At 59.9% G+C, this 19,463-nt stretch carries 14 protein-coding genes and 1 pseudogene; 12 read left to right on the top strand and 3 right to left on the bottom strand.

Features of this window, described 5'->3' with window-relative positions; genetic code table 11:
* Positions 1-312, bottom strand: a 312-nt coding sequence (locus LD28_RS0116665; protein ID WP_033138059.1) for a cation:dicarboxylate symporter family transporter, incomplete at its 3' end; no start/stop codon positions are given.
* A 356-nt stretch (positions 313-668) separates the two neighbouring features.
* On the opposite strand from LD28_RS0116665, the gene LD28_RS0116660 reads away from it, so the two are divergent.
* From LD28_RS0116660 to LD28_RS0116645, 4 genes are all read left to right on the top strand, one after another.
* Positions 669-2,582, top strand: a complete 1,914-nt coding sequence (locus tag LD28_RS0116660; RefSeq protein WP_033138058.1) for a RecQ family ATP-dependent DNA helicase — start codon at positions 669-671, stop codon at positions 2,580-2,582.
* Between the two features lie 595 nt (positions 2,583-3,177).
* A complete protein-coding gene (locus LD28_RS0116655; RefSeq protein WP_033138057.1) occupies positions 3,178-5,100 on the top strand; it encodes a PrkA family serine protein kinase in 1,923 nt (640 codons plus the stop codon).
* Between the two features lie 23 nt (positions 5,101-5,123).
* Positions 5,124-6,395 (top strand): YeaH/YhbH family protein, encoded by a 1,272-nt coding sequence (locus tag LD28_RS0116650; protein WP_033138056.1) that lies wholly within the window; start codon positions 5,124-5,126, stop codon positions 6,393-6,395.
* Between the two features lie 9 nt (positions 6,396-6,404).
* Positions 6,405-7,925 (top strand): SpoVR family protein, encoded by a 1,521-nt coding sequence (locus LD28_RS0116645; RefSeq protein ID WP_033138055.1) that lies wholly within the window; start codon positions 6,405-6,407, stop codon positions 7,923-7,925.
* 169 nt (positions 7,926-8,094) lie between these two features.
* Here LD28_RS0116645 and fadJ read toward each other — a convergent pair whose 3' ends face one another.
* Both fadJ and fadI read right to left on the bottom strand, forming a co-directional pair.
* Positions 8,095-10,242, bottom strand: a complete 2,148-nt coding sequence (fadJ, locus tag LD28_RS0116640) for a fatty acid oxidation complex subunit alpha FadJ (RefSeq protein ID WP_033138060.1) — start codon at positions 10,240-10,242, stop codon at positions 8,095-8,097.
* Positions 10,242-11,552, bottom strand: a complete 1,311-nt coding sequence (gene fadI, locus LD28_RS0116635; protein ID WP_033138054.1) for an acetyl-CoA C-acyltransferase FadI — start codon at positions 11,550-11,552, stop codon at positions 10,242-10,244. Before fadI ends, fadJ begins: the two co-directional genes overlap by 1 nt.
* A 182-nt stretch (positions 11,553-11,734) precedes the next feature.
* On the opposite strand from fadI, the gene LD28_RS0116630 reads away from it, so the two are divergent.
* The 8 genes and pseudogenes from LD28_RS0116630 (at position 11,735) to LD28_RS0116595 (ending at position 19,441) form a co-directional block, all read left to right on the top strand.
* Complete coding sequence (locus LD28_RS0116630; RefSeq protein ID WP_033138053.1) at positions 11,735-12,685, top strand: AAA family ATPase; 951 nt, start codon at positions 11,735-11,737, stop codon at positions 12,683-12,685.
* Complete coding sequence (locus LD28_RS0116625; RefSeq protein WP_033138052.1) at positions 12,676-13,578, top strand: DUF58 domain-containing protein; 903 nt, start codon at positions 12,676-12,678, stop codon at positions 13,576-13,578. Before LD28_RS0116630 ends, LD28_RS0116625 begins: the two co-directional genes overlap by 10 nt.
* Positions 13,563-14,102 carry a DUF4381 family protein gene (locus LD28_RS0116620; protein WP_033138051.1) on the top strand — a complete coding sequence of 180 codons (540 nt, stop codon included), beginning with the start codon at positions 13,563-13,565 and terminating at the stop codon, positions 14,100-14,102. Before LD28_RS0116625 ends, LD28_RS0116620 begins: the two co-directional genes overlap by 16 nt.
* Positions 14,099-15,091, top strand: coding sequence for a VWA domain-containing protein (locus LD28_RS0116615; protein ID WP_033138050.1), 993 nt, complete (start codon positions 14,099-14,101; stop codon positions 15,089-15,091). Before LD28_RS0116620 ends, LD28_RS0116615 begins: the two co-directional genes overlap by 4 nt.
* Entirely contained in the window at positions 15,082-16,530 is a 1,449-nt protein-coding gene (locus tag LD28_RS0116610) for a VWA domain-containing protein (protein WP_033138049.1), read from the top strand. The genes LD28_RS0116615 and LD28_RS0116610 overlap by 10 nt, the downstream gene beginning before the upstream one ends.
* 20 nt (positions 16,531-16,550) lie before the next feature.
* Positions 16,551-18,046: pseudogene (locus LD28_RS0116605) on the top strand (BatD family protein).
* Positions 18,047-18,153: 107 nt separating this feature from the next.
* Entirely contained in the window at positions 18,154-18,669 is a 516-nt protein-coding gene (locus tag LD28_RS0116600; RefSeq protein WP_050514355.1) for a sigma-70 family RNA polymerase sigma factor, read from the top strand.
* Positions 18,662-19,441 (top strand): DUF3379 domain-containing protein, encoded by a 780-nt coding sequence (locus LD28_RS0116595; protein ID WP_033138047.1) that lies wholly within the window; start codon positions 18,662-18,664, stop codon positions 19,439-19,441. The genes LD28_RS0116600 and LD28_RS0116595 overlap by 8 nt, the downstream gene beginning before the upstream one ends.
* Positions 19,442-19,463: the final 22 nt, after the last annotated feature.

Here is a 19,463-nt window from a genome sequence, read left to right as displayed (position 1 = left end):
GAACAGGAAGCTGGCGATCACCGCGACCACAGCCGCAGAGAAGGTGCCAAACAGATAGAGCAGCAGGATCGGTCGCATATTGGTCTTCTGACCCTGCTTGTGACCAATGATGGCCGCCATGACCAGTACGAATACCAGCAGCGGCGCCACCGCTTTCAGTGCGCCAACGAACAGGCTGCCAAGCAGACCTGCCGTTTTCGCCCACTCGGGGGCAAACATCGCCAGCAAGATACCGAATACCAGACCAACCAGGATCTGGCTGACCAGGCTGGTACTATTGACCAGCCGAAGGAGAGGGTGTTGTTGTGTCATCAAAAAGTCCCTAGGCACCGTAGTGCATGAATCATGAGTCCTGTCTGCAATCTCGCATTCGGGCGATACCTGTTGCTCCAAATGTGGTAGCGGCGGCCAGCCTTCTGTCGGGCCGATCCTGCCGTGACCGGATTGCGACATGGAATATCCCATTCGCCATCTTTTTTTTCTAGAGACTCACCAAAAAATATCCCGTTTCCATCACAAAAAACCGCAACAAAACCGTAACCACAGCGCAACCACCCATTTTTGTACGTTTTATCGACACTCTCTGCCTTCGACTTGGCAACCATTCCTCTGTCATCCGTGACCGGAGTCACTGTGCTATCATGCCTCATTTGCTGCGGAGCCTTGCCATGATCCCATCCCTGCTCAACCAATACTTTGGTTTCTCCGAACTCAGGCCAGGCCAGGATACCGTCATCAACCGGGTGCTGGCCGGCCAGAGTGCCGCCGCCATCTTTCCCACCGGCTCCGGCAAGTCCCTCTGTTACCAGCTGCCTGCCCTCGCCCTGCCTCATCTGACCCTGGTGATCTCGCCGCTGCTGGCCCTGATGCACGATCAGCTCGCCTTCCTCAAAAGCAAGGGGATCAGTGCCGCCACCCTCGACTCGAGCCAAAGTCCGGAGGAGAGCCGACGAGTGATGCAACAGGCGCTGGATGGTCAACTCAAGATCCTGATGATCTCGGTGGAACGGCTCAAAAACGAGCGTTTTCGCCGCTTTATCGAGCAAGTGCCCCTGTCACTGCTGGTCGTCGACGAGGCCCACTGCATCTCGGAATGGGGCCACAACTTTCGCCCCGACTACCTCAAGCTGCCGAGCTATCGCCATGACCTGAAGATCCCACAGGTGTTGCTGCTGACCGCCACCGCCACGCCAGCGGTTATTCAGGATATGCAGGCCAAATTCGGCATTGAGCCGGAAGGGATAGTGGTCACCGGTTTCTACCGCGCCAATCTTGATCTGGCGGTCATCCCCCTGGCGCCCGATGCGCGGGATGAGTGGCTCGCCCAGGCGCTGGCCAACGATCCGGCGGCCCCCACCATCGTCTATGTCACCTTGCAGCACACCGCCGAAGCCTGCGCCGAGCAGCTCATTGGGCAAGGGATCAACGCCCGCGCCTACCATGCCGGACTCGACTCGGCGCTGCGCAGCCAGATCCAGCACGACTTCATGGCTGGCAAGGTGGATTGCATCGTCGCCACCATCGCCTTTGGCATGGGGATCGACAAAGCGGATATCCGGCGGGTCATTCACTACGATCTGCCCAAATCCATCGAGAACTACAGCCAGGAGATTGGCCGCGCAGGACGGGATGGCCAGCCATCACGCTGTATCGTGCTGGCCAACCAGAGCCAACTGCCGGTGTTGGAGAACTTCGTCTACGGCGATACGCCGGATTTGAGTGCCATCCTCAAGCTGCTTGCCATCATCGAGCAGAGCGGGGCCGAGTGGGAATTCACCCTGCTGCGCCTCTCCAACGACACCAATATCCGCCAATTGCCCCTTAAAACCCTGCTGGTCTATCTGGAGATGGCGGGCATCATCACTCCGGCCTACAGCTACTACGCTGACTACCGCTTCAAGTTTGTGCTGGATAAAGGCGAGATATTGCGCCGCTTCAATCCGGATCGCCGCCAGTTTCTGGAGCAGCTGTTCGCCTGCGCCCCGCAAGCACGCAGTTGGTGCACCATGGACTTTGACGCCCTCTGGCAGGGCTATCAGGGGGAGCGGCAGCGGGCGGTTGCGGCGCTCGACTACCTGCAACAGCAGGGCTGGATCGAGCTCGAAAGCAAGCAGATGACCGAGGTCTACCGCATAACCCGCCAAGGGTGGGACAGCGAGCAGGAGGCAAACGCCCTGCACGCCCTGTTCCTGCAAAAAGAGCAGAGCGAGCTGGCCAGATTGCAAGCCATGCTCGACTTTTTCACCTCCCATGAGTGCCTGAGCCACCGTCTCGCCCGCTATTTCGCCGATGAGGCGGCGCCGGTTCCTTGCGGCCACTGCTCGGTCTGCCGCGGCGAGGTGGCACATCTCCCCCCCCTGCCCCAACTGACCATGCCAAACGAGGCAGGGATCCGCGCCTGGTGCGATCCGCTCATTGCCAAAACCGGCTCAGTGGATGCCCGGGTACTGGCCCGTTTCCTGTGCGGCATCGCCACGCCACTGACCAGCCGGGTCAAAGCCAAATCGCTGGCGGGCTCTGGCCAACTGGCCGCACACCCGTTTGCCCGAGTATTGGCTGCCGTGCAACAAGCCTACCCTTGAGCGGTTATCACCGACGGCTTCTGCGCCCGCCAGCAGAAATGAGCTTCTACAGGCGCTGAAAAAAGAAGACCCTCGCGGTTGCGAGGGTCAAGCCAACGGAAACGTGCTTAAACAGAGCTTGGTGAGGCAACAGTCAACTCTCTTGCTAAAGCGTCTTGCTGCTCACACATCGCCAATCTAGGGCACTCGAAATGTAGCGTCAATGTAAAAATTAGAGCCAAAACTCCAAACAGACCGCTTTGCGTTTACGTTAACGTAATAATCTTTTTATCCATATGCTTGCTAACCCGCACTCCTGCTAACTTTCCCTTCTTGTCCCTGCCGCTTTACATTCCATTTTCATTTATCAACAAACATTTATTTTTTATGTCTTTGACATTTACCTCACTATCGTGGCAAAAATAATTTAACAGTCAGTAACATAGCTGTGTTGTTGACTGACCCTCCCCGCACAAGGATCGGGCAGGTTTCTTCACAATTGAACCATTCGACCGTGATGGATTACTGGAGGCTGTTGACTAGGCTTTAACAGCGCACAACACAAGAAACAGTCATCCACTTTTTCAGGGTAAGCGACTATAACGAGGGCAAAGTTATGGGCATATTCGAGCATTACCAACAGCGATATGAGAAAGCAAGGGAAGAGGAGTACACCATCCAGGAGTTCCTGGATATGTGTAAACAGGATAAATCCTGCTATGCCTCCGCAGCCGAACGTCTGTTGACCGCCATCGGTGAACCGGAGATGGTAGACACCTCTGCCAACCCCAGACTGAGCCGACTCTTCTCCAACCGTGTCGTGGCACGCTATCCCGCCTTCAAGGATTTCTACGGGATGGAAGAGGCCATCGAACAGATCGTCTCCTACCTCAAACACTCCGCCCAAGGGCTGGAGGAGAAGAAACAGATCCTCTATCTGCTGGGTCCCGTTGGCGGCGGTAAATCCTCGCTGGCAGAGAAACTCAAATCCCTGATGCAGAAGGTGCCCATTTATCGCATCAAGGGCTCACCGGTCAACGATCACCCCTTCTGCCTGTTCGATATCGAAGAGGATGGAGAGATCCTTGAGAAAGAGTACGGCATCCCGCGCCGCTATCTGCGCCCCATCATGTCCCCCTGGGCGGCCAAGCGACTGCACGAATTTGGCGGTGACATCACCAAGTTCAAGGTGGAGAAGGTCAACCCCTCCATCCTCGACCAAATCGCCATCGCCAAAACCGAACCGGGAGATGACAACAACCAGGACATCTCCTCGCTGGTCGGCAAGGTCGACATCCGCATGCTGGAGCACTTCGCCCAGGATGATGCCGATGCCTACTCCTACTCAGGTGCGCTGTGCAAGGCGAACCAGGGGGTCATGGAGTTTGTGGAGATGTTCAAGGCGCCCATCAAGGTGCTGCACCCGCTGCTGACTGCTACCCAGGAGGGGAACTACAACGGCACCGAAGGGCTCTCCGCCCTCCCCTTTGACGGCATTCTGCTGGCCCACTCCAACGAATCCGAGTGGCAGCAGTTCCGCAACAACAAGAACAACGAGGCCTTCCTCGACCGGGTCTACATCGTCAAGGTGCCTTACTGCCTGCGCGTCTCGGAAGAGGTGAAGATCTACGAAAAACTGCTGATCAACAGCGAACTGACCGAGGCCAAGTGCGCCCCGGGCACCCTCGAGCTGCTGGGCCAGTTTTCGGTACTGTCACGACTGAAAGAGCCGGAAAACTCCAGCCTCTACTCCAAGATGCGGGTCTATGATGGCGAGAGCCTCAAAGACACCGATCCCAAGGCGAAGAGCTATCAGGAGTATCGCGACTACGCCGGGGTGGATGAGGGGATGAATGGTCTGTCGACCCGCTTTGCATTCAAGATCCTCTCCCGCGTCTTCAACTTCGACCACGCGGAAGTGGCAGCCAACCCGGTGCACCTCTTCTATGTGCTGGAGCAGCAGATCGAGCGCGAGCAGTTCCCGCAAGCGCTGCACGATCGCTACCTTGAGTTCATCAAGGGCTATCTGACCCCGCGTTATGTGGAGTTCATCGGCAAGGAGATCCAGACCGCCTATCTCGAGTCCTACTCCGAGTACGGTCAGAACATCTTCGATCGCTACGTCACCTACGCCGACTTCTGGATCCAGGATCAGGAGTACCGTGACCCCGAAACCGGCCAGCTGTTTGACCGCGCGTCCCTCAACAGCGAGCTGGAGAAAATTGAAAAGCCTGCCGGGATCAGCAACCCGAAAGATTTCCGCAACGAAATCGTCAACTTCGTGCTGCGTGCCCGGGCCAACAATGCAGGCCGTAACCCCAACTGGACCAGTTACGAGAAGCTGCGCACCGTGATCGAGAAGAAGATGTTCTCCAACACGGAAGAGCTGCTGCCGGTTATCTCCTTCAACAGCAAAACCTCGGCCGAGGAGCAGAAGAAGCACGATAACTTTGTCGAACGGATGATGGAGAAAGGCTACACCCGTAAACAGGTGCGACTGCTCTCCGAATGGTATCTCAGGGTACGCAAGTCATCCTGACCCTGACTGTTCAAGGGGGAGTTATGGCGCATTTTATCGACCGCAGGCTCAACGGCAAAAACAAAAGCGCTGTCAATCGGCAGCGCTTCATCCGCCGCTACAAGAAGCAGATAAAACAAGCGGTCTCGGATGCTGTCTCCAAGCGCAGCATTCAGGACGTAGACAAGGGCGAGAGCATCAGCATCCCGACCAAGGATATCGGCGAACCCCATTTCCATCAGGGGCACGGCGGTAAACGGGAGATAGTGCATCCCGGCAATGATCAATTCGTCTCCGGCGACAAGATTGACCGCCCCAAAGGAGGGGGCGGTGGACAGGGTTCCGGCGAGGGACAGGCATCCAATCAGGGTGACGGGGCCGATGATTTCGTGTTTCAGATCTCCAAGGATGAGTATCTCGATCTGCTGTTTGAAGATCTGGAGCTGCCTAGGCTGCAGAAAACCCAGCTCAACCAGCTGATGGAGGTCAAAACCTATCGGGCGGGCTACACCTCAAACGGGGTGCCCGCCAACATCAACGTGGTACGTTCTCTGCAAAATTCGCTGGCGCGGCGCATGGCACTGCAAGCGGGCAAAAAGCGTCAGCTGCATGAACTGGAAGAACGGCTGGCCCTGCTGGCCACCGATCCCAATGAGCACTTTGCCGAAATCGCCCTGCTCGAGAAAGAGATCAGGGAGCTGAAACGACGGATCGATGCGGTGCCGTTTATCGATACCTTCGATCTCAAGTTCAACAACTTCGTCAAACGGCCCGTCCCTTCCAGCCAGGCGGTGATGTTCTGTCTGATGGACGTATCGGGCTCCATGGATCAAGCCACCAAGGAGATGGCCAAGCGTTTCTATATCCTGCTCTATCTGTTCCTGAGCCGGACCTACAAGAACGTCGAGGTGGTCTATATCCGCCACCACACCCAGGCCAAGGAGGTGGACGAACACGAGTTCTTCTACTCCCAGGAGACCGGCGGCACCATCGTCTCCAGTGCACTCAAGATGATGAACGACATCATCAACGAGCGTTACCCGGCCAACCAGTGGAACATCTATGCGGCGCAAGCATCGGACGGTGACAACTGGGCTGATGACTCACCGCAGTGCAAGGAGATCCTGGCACGGGACATCATGCCAAGGGTGCGGTACTACTCCTACATCGAGATCACTACCCGTGCTCATCAGACCCTGTGGCACGAATATGAGTCGGTAGCCAGCCAGTTCCCCCACTTTGCGATGGAGCATATTCGCAAGGTCGAGGATATCTATCCGGTGTTCCGTGAGCTGTTCAAGAAACAAGCGGCGTGAGGAGGTCACATGATCGAAACTGAAAAACGTGTAGCGCCACTGGATGACGGACCAGACTGGAATTTCGATCTGCTGGAGACCTATCACCAGGAGATCGCCCGGGTCGCCCGTTTCTACAAGCTGGACACCTACCCCAACCAGATCGAGGTGATCACCGCCGAGCAGATGATGGATGCCTACTCCAGCGTTGGCATGCCCATCGGCTATCAACACTGGTCGTTCGGCAAGCGCTTTATCCATACCGAGCGCAACTACAAGCGTGGCCAGATGGGGCTGGCCTACGAGATCGTCATCAACTCCGATCCCTGCATCGCCTACCTGATGGAGGAGAACACCATGCCGATGCAGGCGCTGGTCATGGCCCACGCCTGCTACGGTCACAACTCTTTCTTCAAGAACAACTACCTGTTCAAGGCGTGGACCGATGCCTCCTCGATCATCGACTACCTGCTGTTTGCCAAAAAGTACATCACCGAGTGTGAAGAGAAGCATGGCATTGAGGCCGTAGAGCAACTACTGGACTCCTGTCATGCCCTGATGAACTACGGAGTGGATCGTTACAAACGGCCGCAGAAGATCTCGATGGCCGAGGAGAAACGGCGCCAGAAAGCGCGGGAAGATTACCTGCAGACCCAGGTCAACGAGCTGTGGCGTACCCTGCCCAAGCAGCATAAAGCCGCTGGCGTGGAGGACCGGCGCTACCCCGCCGAGCCCCAGGAGAACATTCTCTACTTCATCGAGAAGAATGCCCCCTTGCTGGAGCCCTGGCAGCGGGAAGTGGTGCGCATCGTGCGCAAGATCAGCCAGTACTTCTACCCACAAAAACAGACCCAGGTGATGAACGAGGGGTGGGCCACTTTCTGGCACTACACCATCCTCAACCACCTCTATGACGAGGGCAAGCTGAGCGATAGCTTCATGATGGAGGTGCTGCACAGCCACACCAACGTGGTCTATCAACCGGCCTACAACAGTCGCTACTACTCGGGGATCAACCCCTATGCGCTGGGGTTTGCCATGTTTACCGACCTGCGCCGCATCTGCGAGAACCCGACCGAAGAGGACAGATACTGGTTCCCCGATTATGCCGGCAGCAACTGGGTCGAGACCCTCCACTTTGCCATGCAGAACTTCAAGGACGAGAGCTTTATCAGCCAGTTCTTAAGCCCGAAGGTAATGCGAGATCTGAAGCTGTTCGCCATCGATGACGATGATCTGAAGAACTATCTGAAGGTCTCCGCCATCCACAATGACGAGGGGTACCGTCAGGTGCGCAATACCCTGTCGGCCCAGTACAACCTCAGCAATCTGGAGCCCAATATTCAGGTCTACAACGTCGCCGTGAAGGGGGATCGCTCCCTCACCCTGCGCTACGTGCCACACAACCGCATCCCCCTTGGCGACTCGCGCCATGAGGTGCTCAAGCACCTGCATCAACTGTGGGGATTCGATGTGGTGCTGGAGCAGGATAACGGCGATCTGCCGGCGGATATCATCGGCCGCTGCCCGGAGCGCAAACCGGGGATCTGACCGGTTACCAGATCTCTCTACGGCTCACTTCGGTGGGCCGTTTTTTTCGGCCTTCGCCTCTGCCCGCATCATCGCAGCACCACCTGAACAACCCGAACAAGCCACAACATAGAAAGAGGCCCGCATGGTGTGCGGGCCTCTTTGTCTTGCGGTCAATCTGCAGCGGCTATCAGTAGAAGGTCTGCTGCTCTGCGGCCATCGCCTTGAGACGGGCACAGGGGGCGAACCGGTCGCCGTGGCGCTTCTGGTAATACTCCAGACGGCCAACCAGATGATCGATCCCGAGCTTGTCCATGTAGCGGAACGGGCCGCCGAGGAAAGGCGGGAAACCGATACCGAAGATGGCCCCGATATCGCCATCACGAGCCGAGGCCACCACACCGCTGTCCAGCGCCATGGCCGCTTCATTGAGCATCAGCAGCACGCAGCGCTCGGCGATCTCTTGACGGGCCAGCTTGGCAGAAGGCTTGATCCCGAGCACGCCATAGACGCTCTCGTCCACCGTCTTCTTGCCCTCTTTGCCGGTCAGCTTGCTGCGCGGCGCCGCCTTGCCGTAGAGGTAGAAGCCCTTGCCGTTCTTGCGTCCCTTGCGATCGTTTTGCAGCAGCTTGTCGAACGCCTTGGGCGCCTGGAACTGCTCGCCACCCAGCTCTTTCTCAAGAATGGGGGAGATCTTGGCGCCCACATCGATCCCTACTTCATCTAGCAATGTGATGGGGCCAACTGGGAAACCAAAGTCCAGCAGCGCGCTATCCAGCACCTCCACTGGCTCCCCTTCCAGCACCAGTCGCGCCGCTTCGTTCATATAGGGAGCGAGAATGCGGTTGACGTAGAAACCGGCTTCGTCCTTCACCACGATGGGCGTTTTGCCCTGAGCACGGGCAAAAGCCAGCGTGGTCGCAACCGTCTCGGCACTGGTGCCAGCGTGGGGGATGATCTCCGCCAGCGGCATCTTGTCTACCGGGCTGAAGTAGTGCAGCCCCACGACTCGCTCCGGGTGCGCCGCCTCTGCCGCAATCTGGTTGATGGGCAGGGAGGAGGTGTTGGAGGCAAACACAGTGTGCTCACCGCACTCGCGCTCCACATCTTTCACCATCTGGTGCTTGAGTGCGAGATCTTCAAACACCGCCTCCACCACCATGTCGACCCGGTGGAAACCGGAGTAGTCGAGGGTGCCGGTCAGCAGGCTCATCTGCTTTTCCAGCTCGCTGCGCAGGATGTGACGGCGCTTGAGCTTCTTGGCCAGAATGTCATAGCTGTAGCGCATGGCATTGCCGATCCCGGCGCTTGCCACATCCTTGATCCGCACCGGCACGCCCGCCTTGGTGGCGGTGACGAACGCAATGCCGCCCCCCATCAGACCGCCGCCCAGCACGGCGGCATGGGCCACCTTGCGCGGCTCGGCCCCCTGATAGGTGACCTCTTTTTTCATCTCGGTGGTGGCAAAGAAGATGGAACGCAGGGCGGCAGACTCAGCCGTCATCACCAGCTCGCCAAAGTGGCGGGATTCGGCGGCCAAACCGGCCTTCATCCCCTCCTCCACACCGATACGCACCACCTCGAGGATCCGCTCCGGCGCCGGGTAGTTGCCACGGGTCTTGGCTTTCACCCCCTTGCTGGCCTGATCAAACAGCACCTTGCGACCCAGTTTGTTGGTCTCCAGCACCTTGCCCTGCAGATCCCGTTTCAACTGATGGCGCGGTTTGCCCTTCTTGGCCAGCTTGATGGCGGCATCCAGCAGGATGGAAGGCGGCACCACATCGTCCACCAGCCCCAATTTCCTGGCTTGTTTTGCACGGACCTGCTTGCCGGTCAACATCAGATCCAGCGCCTTGGCCACCCCAATGAGGCGCGGTAGACGCTGGGTACCGCCAGAGCCCGGCAGCAGACCGAGCTGTACTTCCGGCAATCCCAGCACAGATTTACCGTGATCGGTCACCACCCGGCCATGACAGGCCAGCGCCAGCTCCAACCCGCCACCGAGGCAGGGGCCATGAATGGCGGCGATCACCGGAATGGTCAGCCCCTCGATCTCGGCAAAGATCTCCTGCCCTTCTCGCGACAGGGTCTCGGCATCCTTGGCACTGGTGCAGGCGGTCAGCATGGTGATGTCAGCGCCGGCGATGAAGGAGTCCTTCTTGCCGGAGGTGATCACCAGACCGATCAAATCCTTGTTGCGTTTCACCTCGGCCAGTACGGAGCGGATCTCCTCCACAAAAGCAGCCTTGAGGGTATTCATGCTCTCGCCCGGCACATCCATGGTGAGGATGCCGATGCCATCTTTGCGAACATCCAGGGAAAAAGTCTTAGCGCTCATCATTCAACCTCCAACACCATAGCCACGCCCAATCCACCCGCCGCGCAGGCGGTGTTGAGCCCCAATCCCCCGCCGCGACGACGCAGCTCGTGCAGGGTCTGGGTGATCATCCGCGCACCGGTCGCGGCAAAGGGGTGGCCATAGGCCAGCGAACCGCCGAGGACATTGAACTTCTCCATGTCCACCTCGCCGATGGCCTGTTCGCGTCCCAATTTGCCCCGGGCAAACTCGTGGCTTGCAAACATCTTGAGGTTGGCCAGGGTCTGGGCAGCAAAGGCTTCGTGCATATCGATCAGGGTCAGATCGGCCAAGGTTATACCGGCTCTGTCCAGCGCCAGCGGCGTGGCGTAGGAGGGCCCCATCAGCATGTCTTGCCAGACATCGATGGCCGAGAAAGCGAAACTGCGGATATAGCCCAGCGGTTCGAGGCCCAGCTCTTTCGCCCGACCTTCCCGCATCAGCAGCACGGCGGCGGCGCCGTCGGTCAGCGGTGTGGCATTGGCAGCAGTGACTGTGCCATGAACCCGATCAAACACCGGCTTGAGCTTGGCGTAGCTCGCCAGATCCGAGCTTTCACGGATATTGTTGTCCCGCTCCAGCGGCGACTTGTAGGGCGGCACATGGGCGGTAAACACCTCACCACTGAGCTTGCCATCGGCCCAAGCCTGCGCAGCCAGGGTGTGGGAGCGGTGAGCCAGCGCATCTTGCGCCTCGCGGCTGATCTGGTGACTCTTGGCCATCTGCTCGGCGGTCTGCCCCATGGAGAGGCCGGTGGAGTATTCCGCCACGGCAGGCGGTACCGGCAGCAGATCCTTGACCCGCAGCTGGCGCAAAATATTGAAGCGCTGCTGCAGATTGCGCGCCTTGTTGAGATCCACCAAGGCGCGCGCCAGCTTCTTGCTCACCCCGATGGGGAGCACGGAAGAGGAGTCAGCGCCACCGGCGATGGCGATATCCACTGTTCCCGCCATGATGGATTCGGTGACGTTGGCTACCGCCTGAAAACTGGTGGCGCAGGCGCGCGAGACACTATAGGCATCGGTATTGACGCTCATGCCGGTACCGAGCACGATCTCGCGGGCAATGTTGGGGGCTTCCGGCATCTGAACCACCTGGCCAAACACCAGCTGGTCGATAAGCTTGGGATCGAGATCGGTACGGGCGAGCATTTCGCTCACCACCAGTTTGCCGAGATCGACTGCAGGCACGCCATGAAAGGCAGTCGCCTGCTTGGCAAAGGGGGTACGCAGCCCCGCCACGACGGCAATCCGTTCGCCCTGGCGAGTCGTCAGTTTCAATGGCTGTTTCATCCTGGCTCCTTGGTTTAAAAGGCAGAGGTCTGACCTCATTGCGCCACATCTTAACAATCCAATCACAAGTTTCATACAGCTGATTGAAACTAAATTGAGCGTGGCAAGGCCCCTTTGCTCGCCCTTGGGGAGCAACTGGAGTATAAAAAGATCAACTTCCATAAAAACAACGGGTTTATCGCATGGCAGCGGCCGAGTTCAGAGCGCTTAGGGACTATCTTGGCAGTCAGATTCTGGGGCAGGAGGAGCTCATTGAAGGGCTCCTGATCGCCCTGTTATGTGAAGGACATGTGTTAATCGAAGGGGCACCCGGTCTTGCCAAAACCCGCGCCGTCAAAGCGCTCGCTGGCGCCGTCGAGGGACGTTTCGCCCGCATCCAGTTCACCCCCGACCTGCTTCCTGCCGATCTCACCGGCAGCGAAGTGTTTCACCCGCAAGATGCCAGTTTTGTATTCCAGCCGGGCCCCTTGTTCAACCATCTGGTGCTGGCAGACGAGATCAACCGGGCGCCAGCCAAGGTGCAATCTGCCCTGCTTGAGGCCATGGCCGAGCACCAGATCACCGTAGGCAAAAAGAGCTGGCGGCTGCCGCCACTCTTTATGGTCGCAGCCACCCAGAACCCCATCGAGCAGGAGGGGACCTATCCCCTGCCGGAGGCGCAGCTCGACCGATTTCTGCTCAAGCTGATGGTGGATTACCCGAGCCCAACCATGGAGCTCGCCATCTTGCAGCTCAACGCCAGCGGCGAACAGCTTGGCGCTGCGCCGGTGACCCTGAGTCAGACCACCTTGCAAAGCGCCCGCAGCGAAGTGCTGGCGGTTACCATGCAAAGCCGACTGGAGCACTATCTGGTGGAGCTGGTCTGCGCCACTCGCCCAGGCAGCGGTCTGTGCCCTGCCCTTGAGCCATTGATTGCCGTGGGGGCCAGCCCCCGGGCGACGCTGGGGCTGGCTCGCTCAGCCCGCGCCCGTGCCTGGCTTGCCGGGCGTGATTATGTGCTGCCGGAAGATATCCAGCTGCAAGCCTATCCGGTGCTGCGCCACCGCCTTATTCCCAGCTATCAGGCACTGGCCGACAATCTGGATAACGATATCCTGATCGCCCAACTGCTGGATCAGGTGCCATGCCCCTAGATCCCGGCCTGCATCCCGACATCGCCCTGTCGCTGCCACGGCTGCTCAATATCCGGCTCTGGGCCAATGCCAGAGCCAGGCCAATAACAGGCCGAAGCAGCAGCGAACGCGGCAAACCGGGCCGCTCCCCCGGGCTCACGTTTCGGGAGCTGCGTGCCTATCAGGCCGGTGACGAGGTACGCCATATCGACTGGCGGGTGACAGCGCGCCTCGGTCGCCCCTATACCCGCCTCTATAGCGAGGAGCTGGATCAGGCTCACTGGTTGTTGCTCGATCTCTCTCCCGCCATGTATTTCGGCTCCACGCTGCAGCTCAAGGCACGCCTGGGTTGCGAGCTGGCGGCCGCCCTGATCTGGCAAGGGGAGAAGCAGCACAACACCCTGATCTGCCACGGGCTGATCCCCCAACACCAGAGCCAGCACGGCAGCGTGCTGCCCCTGCTCGAATCCCTCTGCCATCACTACCAGCAAGGGCTGGCACGTCGGGTACTATCCCATTCACTAGCCGACACCTTGGCCCGCGTGAAGCTGCCCCATGGTGCCAAACTGACGCTGATCACCGACCACAGACCCTGTGAGTCAGCGCTCTGTCAGCAGTTGCAGCTGCTCTCGCGGCGCCACGATATCCACTATTGGCAGATCCGCGATCCCCTTGAAGCAGCCCTTCCCCCTGATGGCCAGCTGCCGGTGGCCATCGATCGGCCCGGGCAGCACTATCAGGGCTGGCTGGATGGGGGCCATGCCGGTTTCTCCCGCCGCTACCAACAAGCCGCCGAACAACAACTGGTCCACGGCAAGCAGCAGCTATTGCCGCTGGTGCAGCGCCTCTATCTGCTCGATAACAGCCAGACGCTGCAGCAACAGTGGCAGGAGGGGTTATGTCATCAGGGATGATCTCGCCCGCCGAACTTGACAGTGCCAGCCCCGCCTCCGAGGCCATAACCCCGCCGCTGGCCGCCCTGATGCGCGACATTCACCCGGGGCCGGATCTGATTGAACAGAGTCTTGATCCCCGGGTGCAGGCGCTATTGTGGCTCCTGATCGCCGGTTTTCTTCTGCTGCTGATCGTCCTGATTGCCAAGAGGGTGATACGTTACCGCCGCTGGTGTCGCCAGCTGGAAGGAGATCCGGCACTGCTGGTTGCACGCATACATGAGGCCCTGCGTCATGAAGCGCTGCAACGCTGGCCCGAGGCGCGCCAACTGCAGGGAGAGGCGTGGCTCGCCTTCATCGATCGCCACGGCGGCAGCGATTTTAGCCAGCTCTCGCCTTACTGGAGCAGTTGGCTCTATGGCAGCCAGCGCCCAACTCGCGAACAGTGCGAACAGTTGCGGCAAGCCTATTGCCGCTGGGGTCAAACCCTCTTCTTGCAACGCTCTCCCCGCTCGAAGCGTAAAGCCGCGCGGAGGCATCCATGATCCTGGCCTGGCCCTGGTTTGCACTGGCGCTGGTGCTGCCCTTGCTGGTGCGCTTCGGATTGCCGCCCCTGCGCAGTGGTTATCTGACTCACCCCGGGTTTGCGCTGTTGCGCCCCCACACCGGATTGCCGCTCTGGCACGCCATGCTACTCTGGTGCGCCCTCATCCTCGCCCTCTGCCGCCCCCAGTGGTGGGGAGAACCGGTGATCCAATATGAAGGAAGTCGGGATCTGCTGCTGGCGGTGGACCTGTCAGACAGCATGCGTACCCCGGATATGCTCGATAACGGCGAGCAGCAAGCGCGGCTGACGGCGGTGCGCCAGCAGATCAAGGCGTTGATCGCCAAACGGGCCGGTGACAGAGTGGGCCTTATCGTCTTTGCCGATCACGCCTACCTACTCTCTCCCCTCACCCAGGAGATCCCGGCGCTGCTGACCTTGAGCGACGAGCTCGATTTTGATCTGGTCGGCCGTACCACCGCCCTTGGCGAGGCGATCCAGCTGGCACGTCAGCATGGGGATCGCCATCGCCCAACCGCCCTGCTGCTGGTCACCGATGGCCGCAATACCGCAGGCAACGCTGACCCGTTGCAGGAGGCCAAACTCGCCGCTGCGCAGGGAATACGGATCTATACGCTGGGGGTCGGAGCCGATCCCGATACCTTTATCCAGCCCTACGATGAGGCGGGCAGCGGTCAGGCTGATCCCAGCAGCGAACTGGACGAGCCCCTCCTTAAAGAGCTGGCACAGACAGGACAGGGGCGCTACTTTCGGGCACGCACCCAGAGCGATCTCGAGGCCATCAACGCGACCCTCAATACCCTTGAACCTGCCCCCATACCCGTTGCCCACTACCAGCCGGTGATCGAGCTCTACCCTTGGCCGTTGGCACTGCTTGGTGGTTTGCTGCTTATGCCGTCAGGGCGCGGCAGGCTGGAGTTTCGCAAGGTGCGTAGCTGGCTGGCACGAGGCGCGCGCAGATGGAGCTGATCTTGCTCCGCCCCCTATGGCTGATGGCACTCATCCCCTGGCTCTGGCAAGGGTGGCGTCGTCGTCGCCAGCCCCCGCTGCTCGCGCCAGCCATGCACGCTTATCTGCTGCCGGCATCCCGCCCTCAGCGCCCCTGGCTCTGGCTGGCAACCCTGCCCGTCATTTTGGCCCTGAGCGGACCGGCACTGCGCGGTGAGCTGCAACAGCAGCCTGCGGCGCCGCTCGATATCTGGCTGCTGGACTTGTCACGCTCGATGACCGCCACCGACCTCAAACCGGATCGGGCGACCCGGGTCAGGTGGCAGTTGCAGCAACTGCTGAGCCGTGCTCAGGGCGAGCGCATCGCGCTGATCCTCTACGCGGGCGATGCCTACCTCGCCATGCCGCCAACCCGGGATCATCAGGCCCTTTCGCTGCTGCTGCCCGACTTGCGCCCCGATATCATGCCGCTGCAGGGCAGCAACCCGGCACGGGCCGTTGAACTTGCCATGAAGCAGCTGGCCCCCGGTGAGCAAGCGCGTCTGCTGCTGATCACCGACGACCTCACCACTAACCAGATGACCCAAATCGCCGCGCTGTGGCCATGCCAGCAGCGCCTTCTTTGCCGCGATAACCCGTCGGCTCGACTCGATATCCTGCTCGCCAGCAGCGGGCAACCGGCCAGCATGCCCGCCATTCCAGCCAATGAGCTGGGTTTTGCTACCCGGGTGCCCGCACAGTTGCCCGCTCCCGATAACCAGGCCATTGCCGCACTGGCCAATCGCCTCGGCGGTGACTTGCAGTGGCTTGGCAGCGAAGCGCCCCGCTTTGCGCCGCTGCCCACAACGACCTCGGCCCTCACCCCGGCGCCACTGGATCTTGGCCCCTGGCTGCTGATCCCGTTATTACCATTGGCCTTGCTGGCCAGAGTCGGCGCCCGACTGATGGTGGCGCTGATGCTGGGGTGGCAACTGCTTGCGCCGCAAGATATGCAAGCAGCTGAGAGGGGCGAGCTGCAAGCGATGCAGGATTATCAACAGGGGAATTTTCAACAGGCCGCCCGCACTTTCGACGATCCGATCTGGCGCGGCAACGCCTGGTATCGGGCCGGTGCCTACCGGCAAGCCATCGCAGCCTATCAGGAAGCGACGAGCGCCACCGCCCACTACAACCGCGGCAATGCCCTGCTGCAACTGGGGGAGTTTGCGGCCGCCAAGGAGGCCTATCTGGCAGCCCTGGCGCTGGAACCCGGCCATGAAGATGCGCTCTATAACCTCTCTCTGTTACAGGGCGGCGCGGCGGCTGCTCCCGACACCAGCAGCAAGCAGCCCGAACCATCAGCTGATCAGCAGGCAACGGCAATGCCCCTGCCCCCCTCGCCACCCGTATTGCTGCTGGAGCAGCGACTGCGCAAAGAGGCGCTGCGCCGGGACCTTATCAAGGTGGAGGAGCCCTGGTGACGCGGGCAGGATGGGGACTGTTGCTCGCACTGGCGAGTCCGCTTGGCTGGGCCTTGCCGCCCCGGGCAGAGCTGCTGCCGGGGGCCGACCCCAGCGATTGGCTGCTGATCATCGAAGCGGATGGCGAGCGCCAGAGCAGCGAGCTGGAGATCACCCCCCTACTGCGCCAGTTTGCGGTGGGCAGAGTGACCATGAGCCGGGTCACGACCCCGGTACAACAGCTGACTCGCTGGCAGATCCCGCTGCACCAGAGCGATTCACCCGCAAATACCGAGGTGGTGATTGCCCGCTCAAGTTGGGAAAGGAGTTCACCCCCTCGCTCACCCTGCCATTGAGAGAGGTGAAAACAGCGGCACTGCCGCAGCCCGCGGCCCCCTCGCCCCTCGAGATGCAGGCAAGCCTTGATCATCAGGGCCCGCTCTATCCCGGCCAGCCGGTGATCTATCGGCTGACCCTCTGGCTACCCACCAGCATGCAAAACCCGGCGCTGAGCGAGCTCAGCTCTGCCCACTTCACCATCCGTCGCCTGGGGAGTGACGAGTGGCTTGCCCCCGCTCAAGCCGGACTGCCCGGCAGACTGACTCGTAGCTGGCTGATCCAGGCCAAATCCCCGGGACGCTGGTTGCTTGACTCTCCTCGCTTGCAGGGAGTGCTGCCACAACCCGGCAGCAAGCCTCTGCGCCTCTCCGCCAGAGCGGCCCCGCTGTCGGTACGAGTGGACCAAGCTCCCGCCCCCCTGGTGGCAACGGGTCTGGCGCTCTCACAACACATTGAACCGACAACGGGCAAAGTGGGTGAACCGCTGATCAGAACCCTGACCCTGACGCTGGAAAATGGCGACAGCGGTCAAACTCAACTGCCGCAGCTGATGGCGCAGCAGCTACCAACCGACTTGCAGGCCCAGCCAGACGGAGAACGACAACAGGAGCATTATCGGGAGGGCAAACTTCTGTTCGAGCGGGAGTGGCGGCAGACCTTGGTCGCCAGTCAGCCCGGTGAGTATCTGTTACCACGGCTGCTGCTCCCCTGGTTCAACACCGCATCCGGCCGGATAGAACAGGCCAGCCTTCCCGCTATGAAACTGACTTTCGAGCCAGCCACCGGCTCTCGTCCCGATGCCCTGCTGCCGTCGCAGCTGGGCAATGAGAGCCTCAGGTGGGCGGTATTGGCCCTGCTCCTGAGGGGGATGTGGCGAAATGGACCACGCTGGCGGGCCTTCTATCGCTTGCAACGGGCACTGGCCTGCCATCAACCGGAAGCCAGTCGACATGCATTGCATCTCTGGGCCACGCTGCGCTGGCCCATATCGGATCATCGCCCACCACAGAGTCATGTTCAGGGGCTGAACTACTTGTCAGCGTTGCAGGCTGATCTGGCTCGGGCATGTTTCGCGCCAGTCCAACCGTCCAGGCCCCTTCAGTGGCAGAGACACGCCCGCGAGCTGTGCCACTATGAGACCATCGGTGTAGCACAGTTGCTCACTCTTATTGCCCGCAACCTCGCTGCCCAAGGTTGAAACACTCATACGACAAGGAAAACACCCATTTGCTCTTTTTCAGAAAAAAGCGGGGTCACGCCCACATCGGTGGAAATGATCCGGCCACTTTGCCGGTCTCTCACCCTATGGCTGACAAACAAACAAAATTTGAAGCACTGGTTCATGCGCTGCATGGCGATCTCTACCGGTATGCCTACTGGCTGACCCGGGATCCCAACGTGGCGGAAGATCTGGTGCAAGAGACCTTCCTGCGAGCCTGGAAGGCTATCGACACCCTGCAGGATGACAAGGCGGCCAAGGGGTGGCTGATCACCATCCTCAGACGGGAGAACGCCCGCCGTTTTGAACGCAAACAGCTGGAACTGGTGGATCTCGACGATCACCCTCAACCCCAGCACAATGCGCTGCACAGCGAACAGGCGATGGAGAACGAGTGGTTGCACCGTCACATCGCCAGACTGCCCGAGGAGTATCAGGAGCCACTCCTGCTGCAAGTCGTGGGAGGATTCAGTGGTGAGGAGATCGCCGAGATGCTCGGCCTCAACAAGAACACCGTCATGACCCGGCTGTTTCGCGCCCGCAACCAGATCAAGGAGGCGATGGAACAGAAGAACCAAGCAAGAGGACACGGACATGGATGAACTCGAATTTCGCCGCAACGCCATGATCCAGCCCAACGATCAACAGCCGGACTTTCTCGCAGCAGCCGAAGCCAGCCAGGCCAATCGCCACTACCTCGACGAAATGAAGCAGTTCGACCACACCCTCAAGCGTGCCATGCAGGTAGACGCCCCTGCCGGATTGGCCGAACGGATCCTGCTCAGGCAAGCCATGCAGCAAGAGACCGACACGCAAGATGATGCGCAGCCATCCCGGCCCCTTGGCGCGACGCAGGTCAAGAGCCGGACCTCGACATCCTGGCGCCAGATCGCCATGGCCGCATCAGTCGCCTTCTTGCTGGGGATGAGTACCCGCTGGATCACGCTGCCAGACGCGCCTCCCACGGCCTTCTCCCTTGCACAAGTGGCGATGGCCCATGTCTATGGCGAAGCCCCCTTTATCGAAGGTGTCGATGAGCGGGTCAATCTGCAGAACATCAATGCCAAGATGGAGATCTATGGGGCCACCCTCAGCGGGATGGATGGGCTCAAGGTGACCTATGTCAATCACTGCTCGTTTTTTCAGGGGCCAGCCTTGCACATGGTGATCCAGGGAAAGATGGGACCCGTCACTCTCTTTTTAGTGCCCAAACATGTCCCGTTAACCCTGCAACAAGTCCACTTTGAAGATGGCACCCTCAAGGGGGAGATAGTCCAGCTCAAAGGCGCCAATATGGTACTGATTGGCGAGATGAAAGAGCCACTTGCCCCCGTTGCCAACGCCCTGCAGTCACGTCTGCAGTGGGACATTTAACAAAGCCTGACCTGTCCTGAAT

This window comes from Aeromonas finlandensis (assembly GCF_000764645.1).
In the GTDB taxonomy this organism is placed as follows: Bacteria; Pseudomonadota; Gammaproteobacteria; order Enterobacterales; family Aeromonadaceae; genus Aeromonas; species Aeromonas finlandensis.
This window is presented reverse-complemented; position numbering and strand designations above follow the sequence as displayed.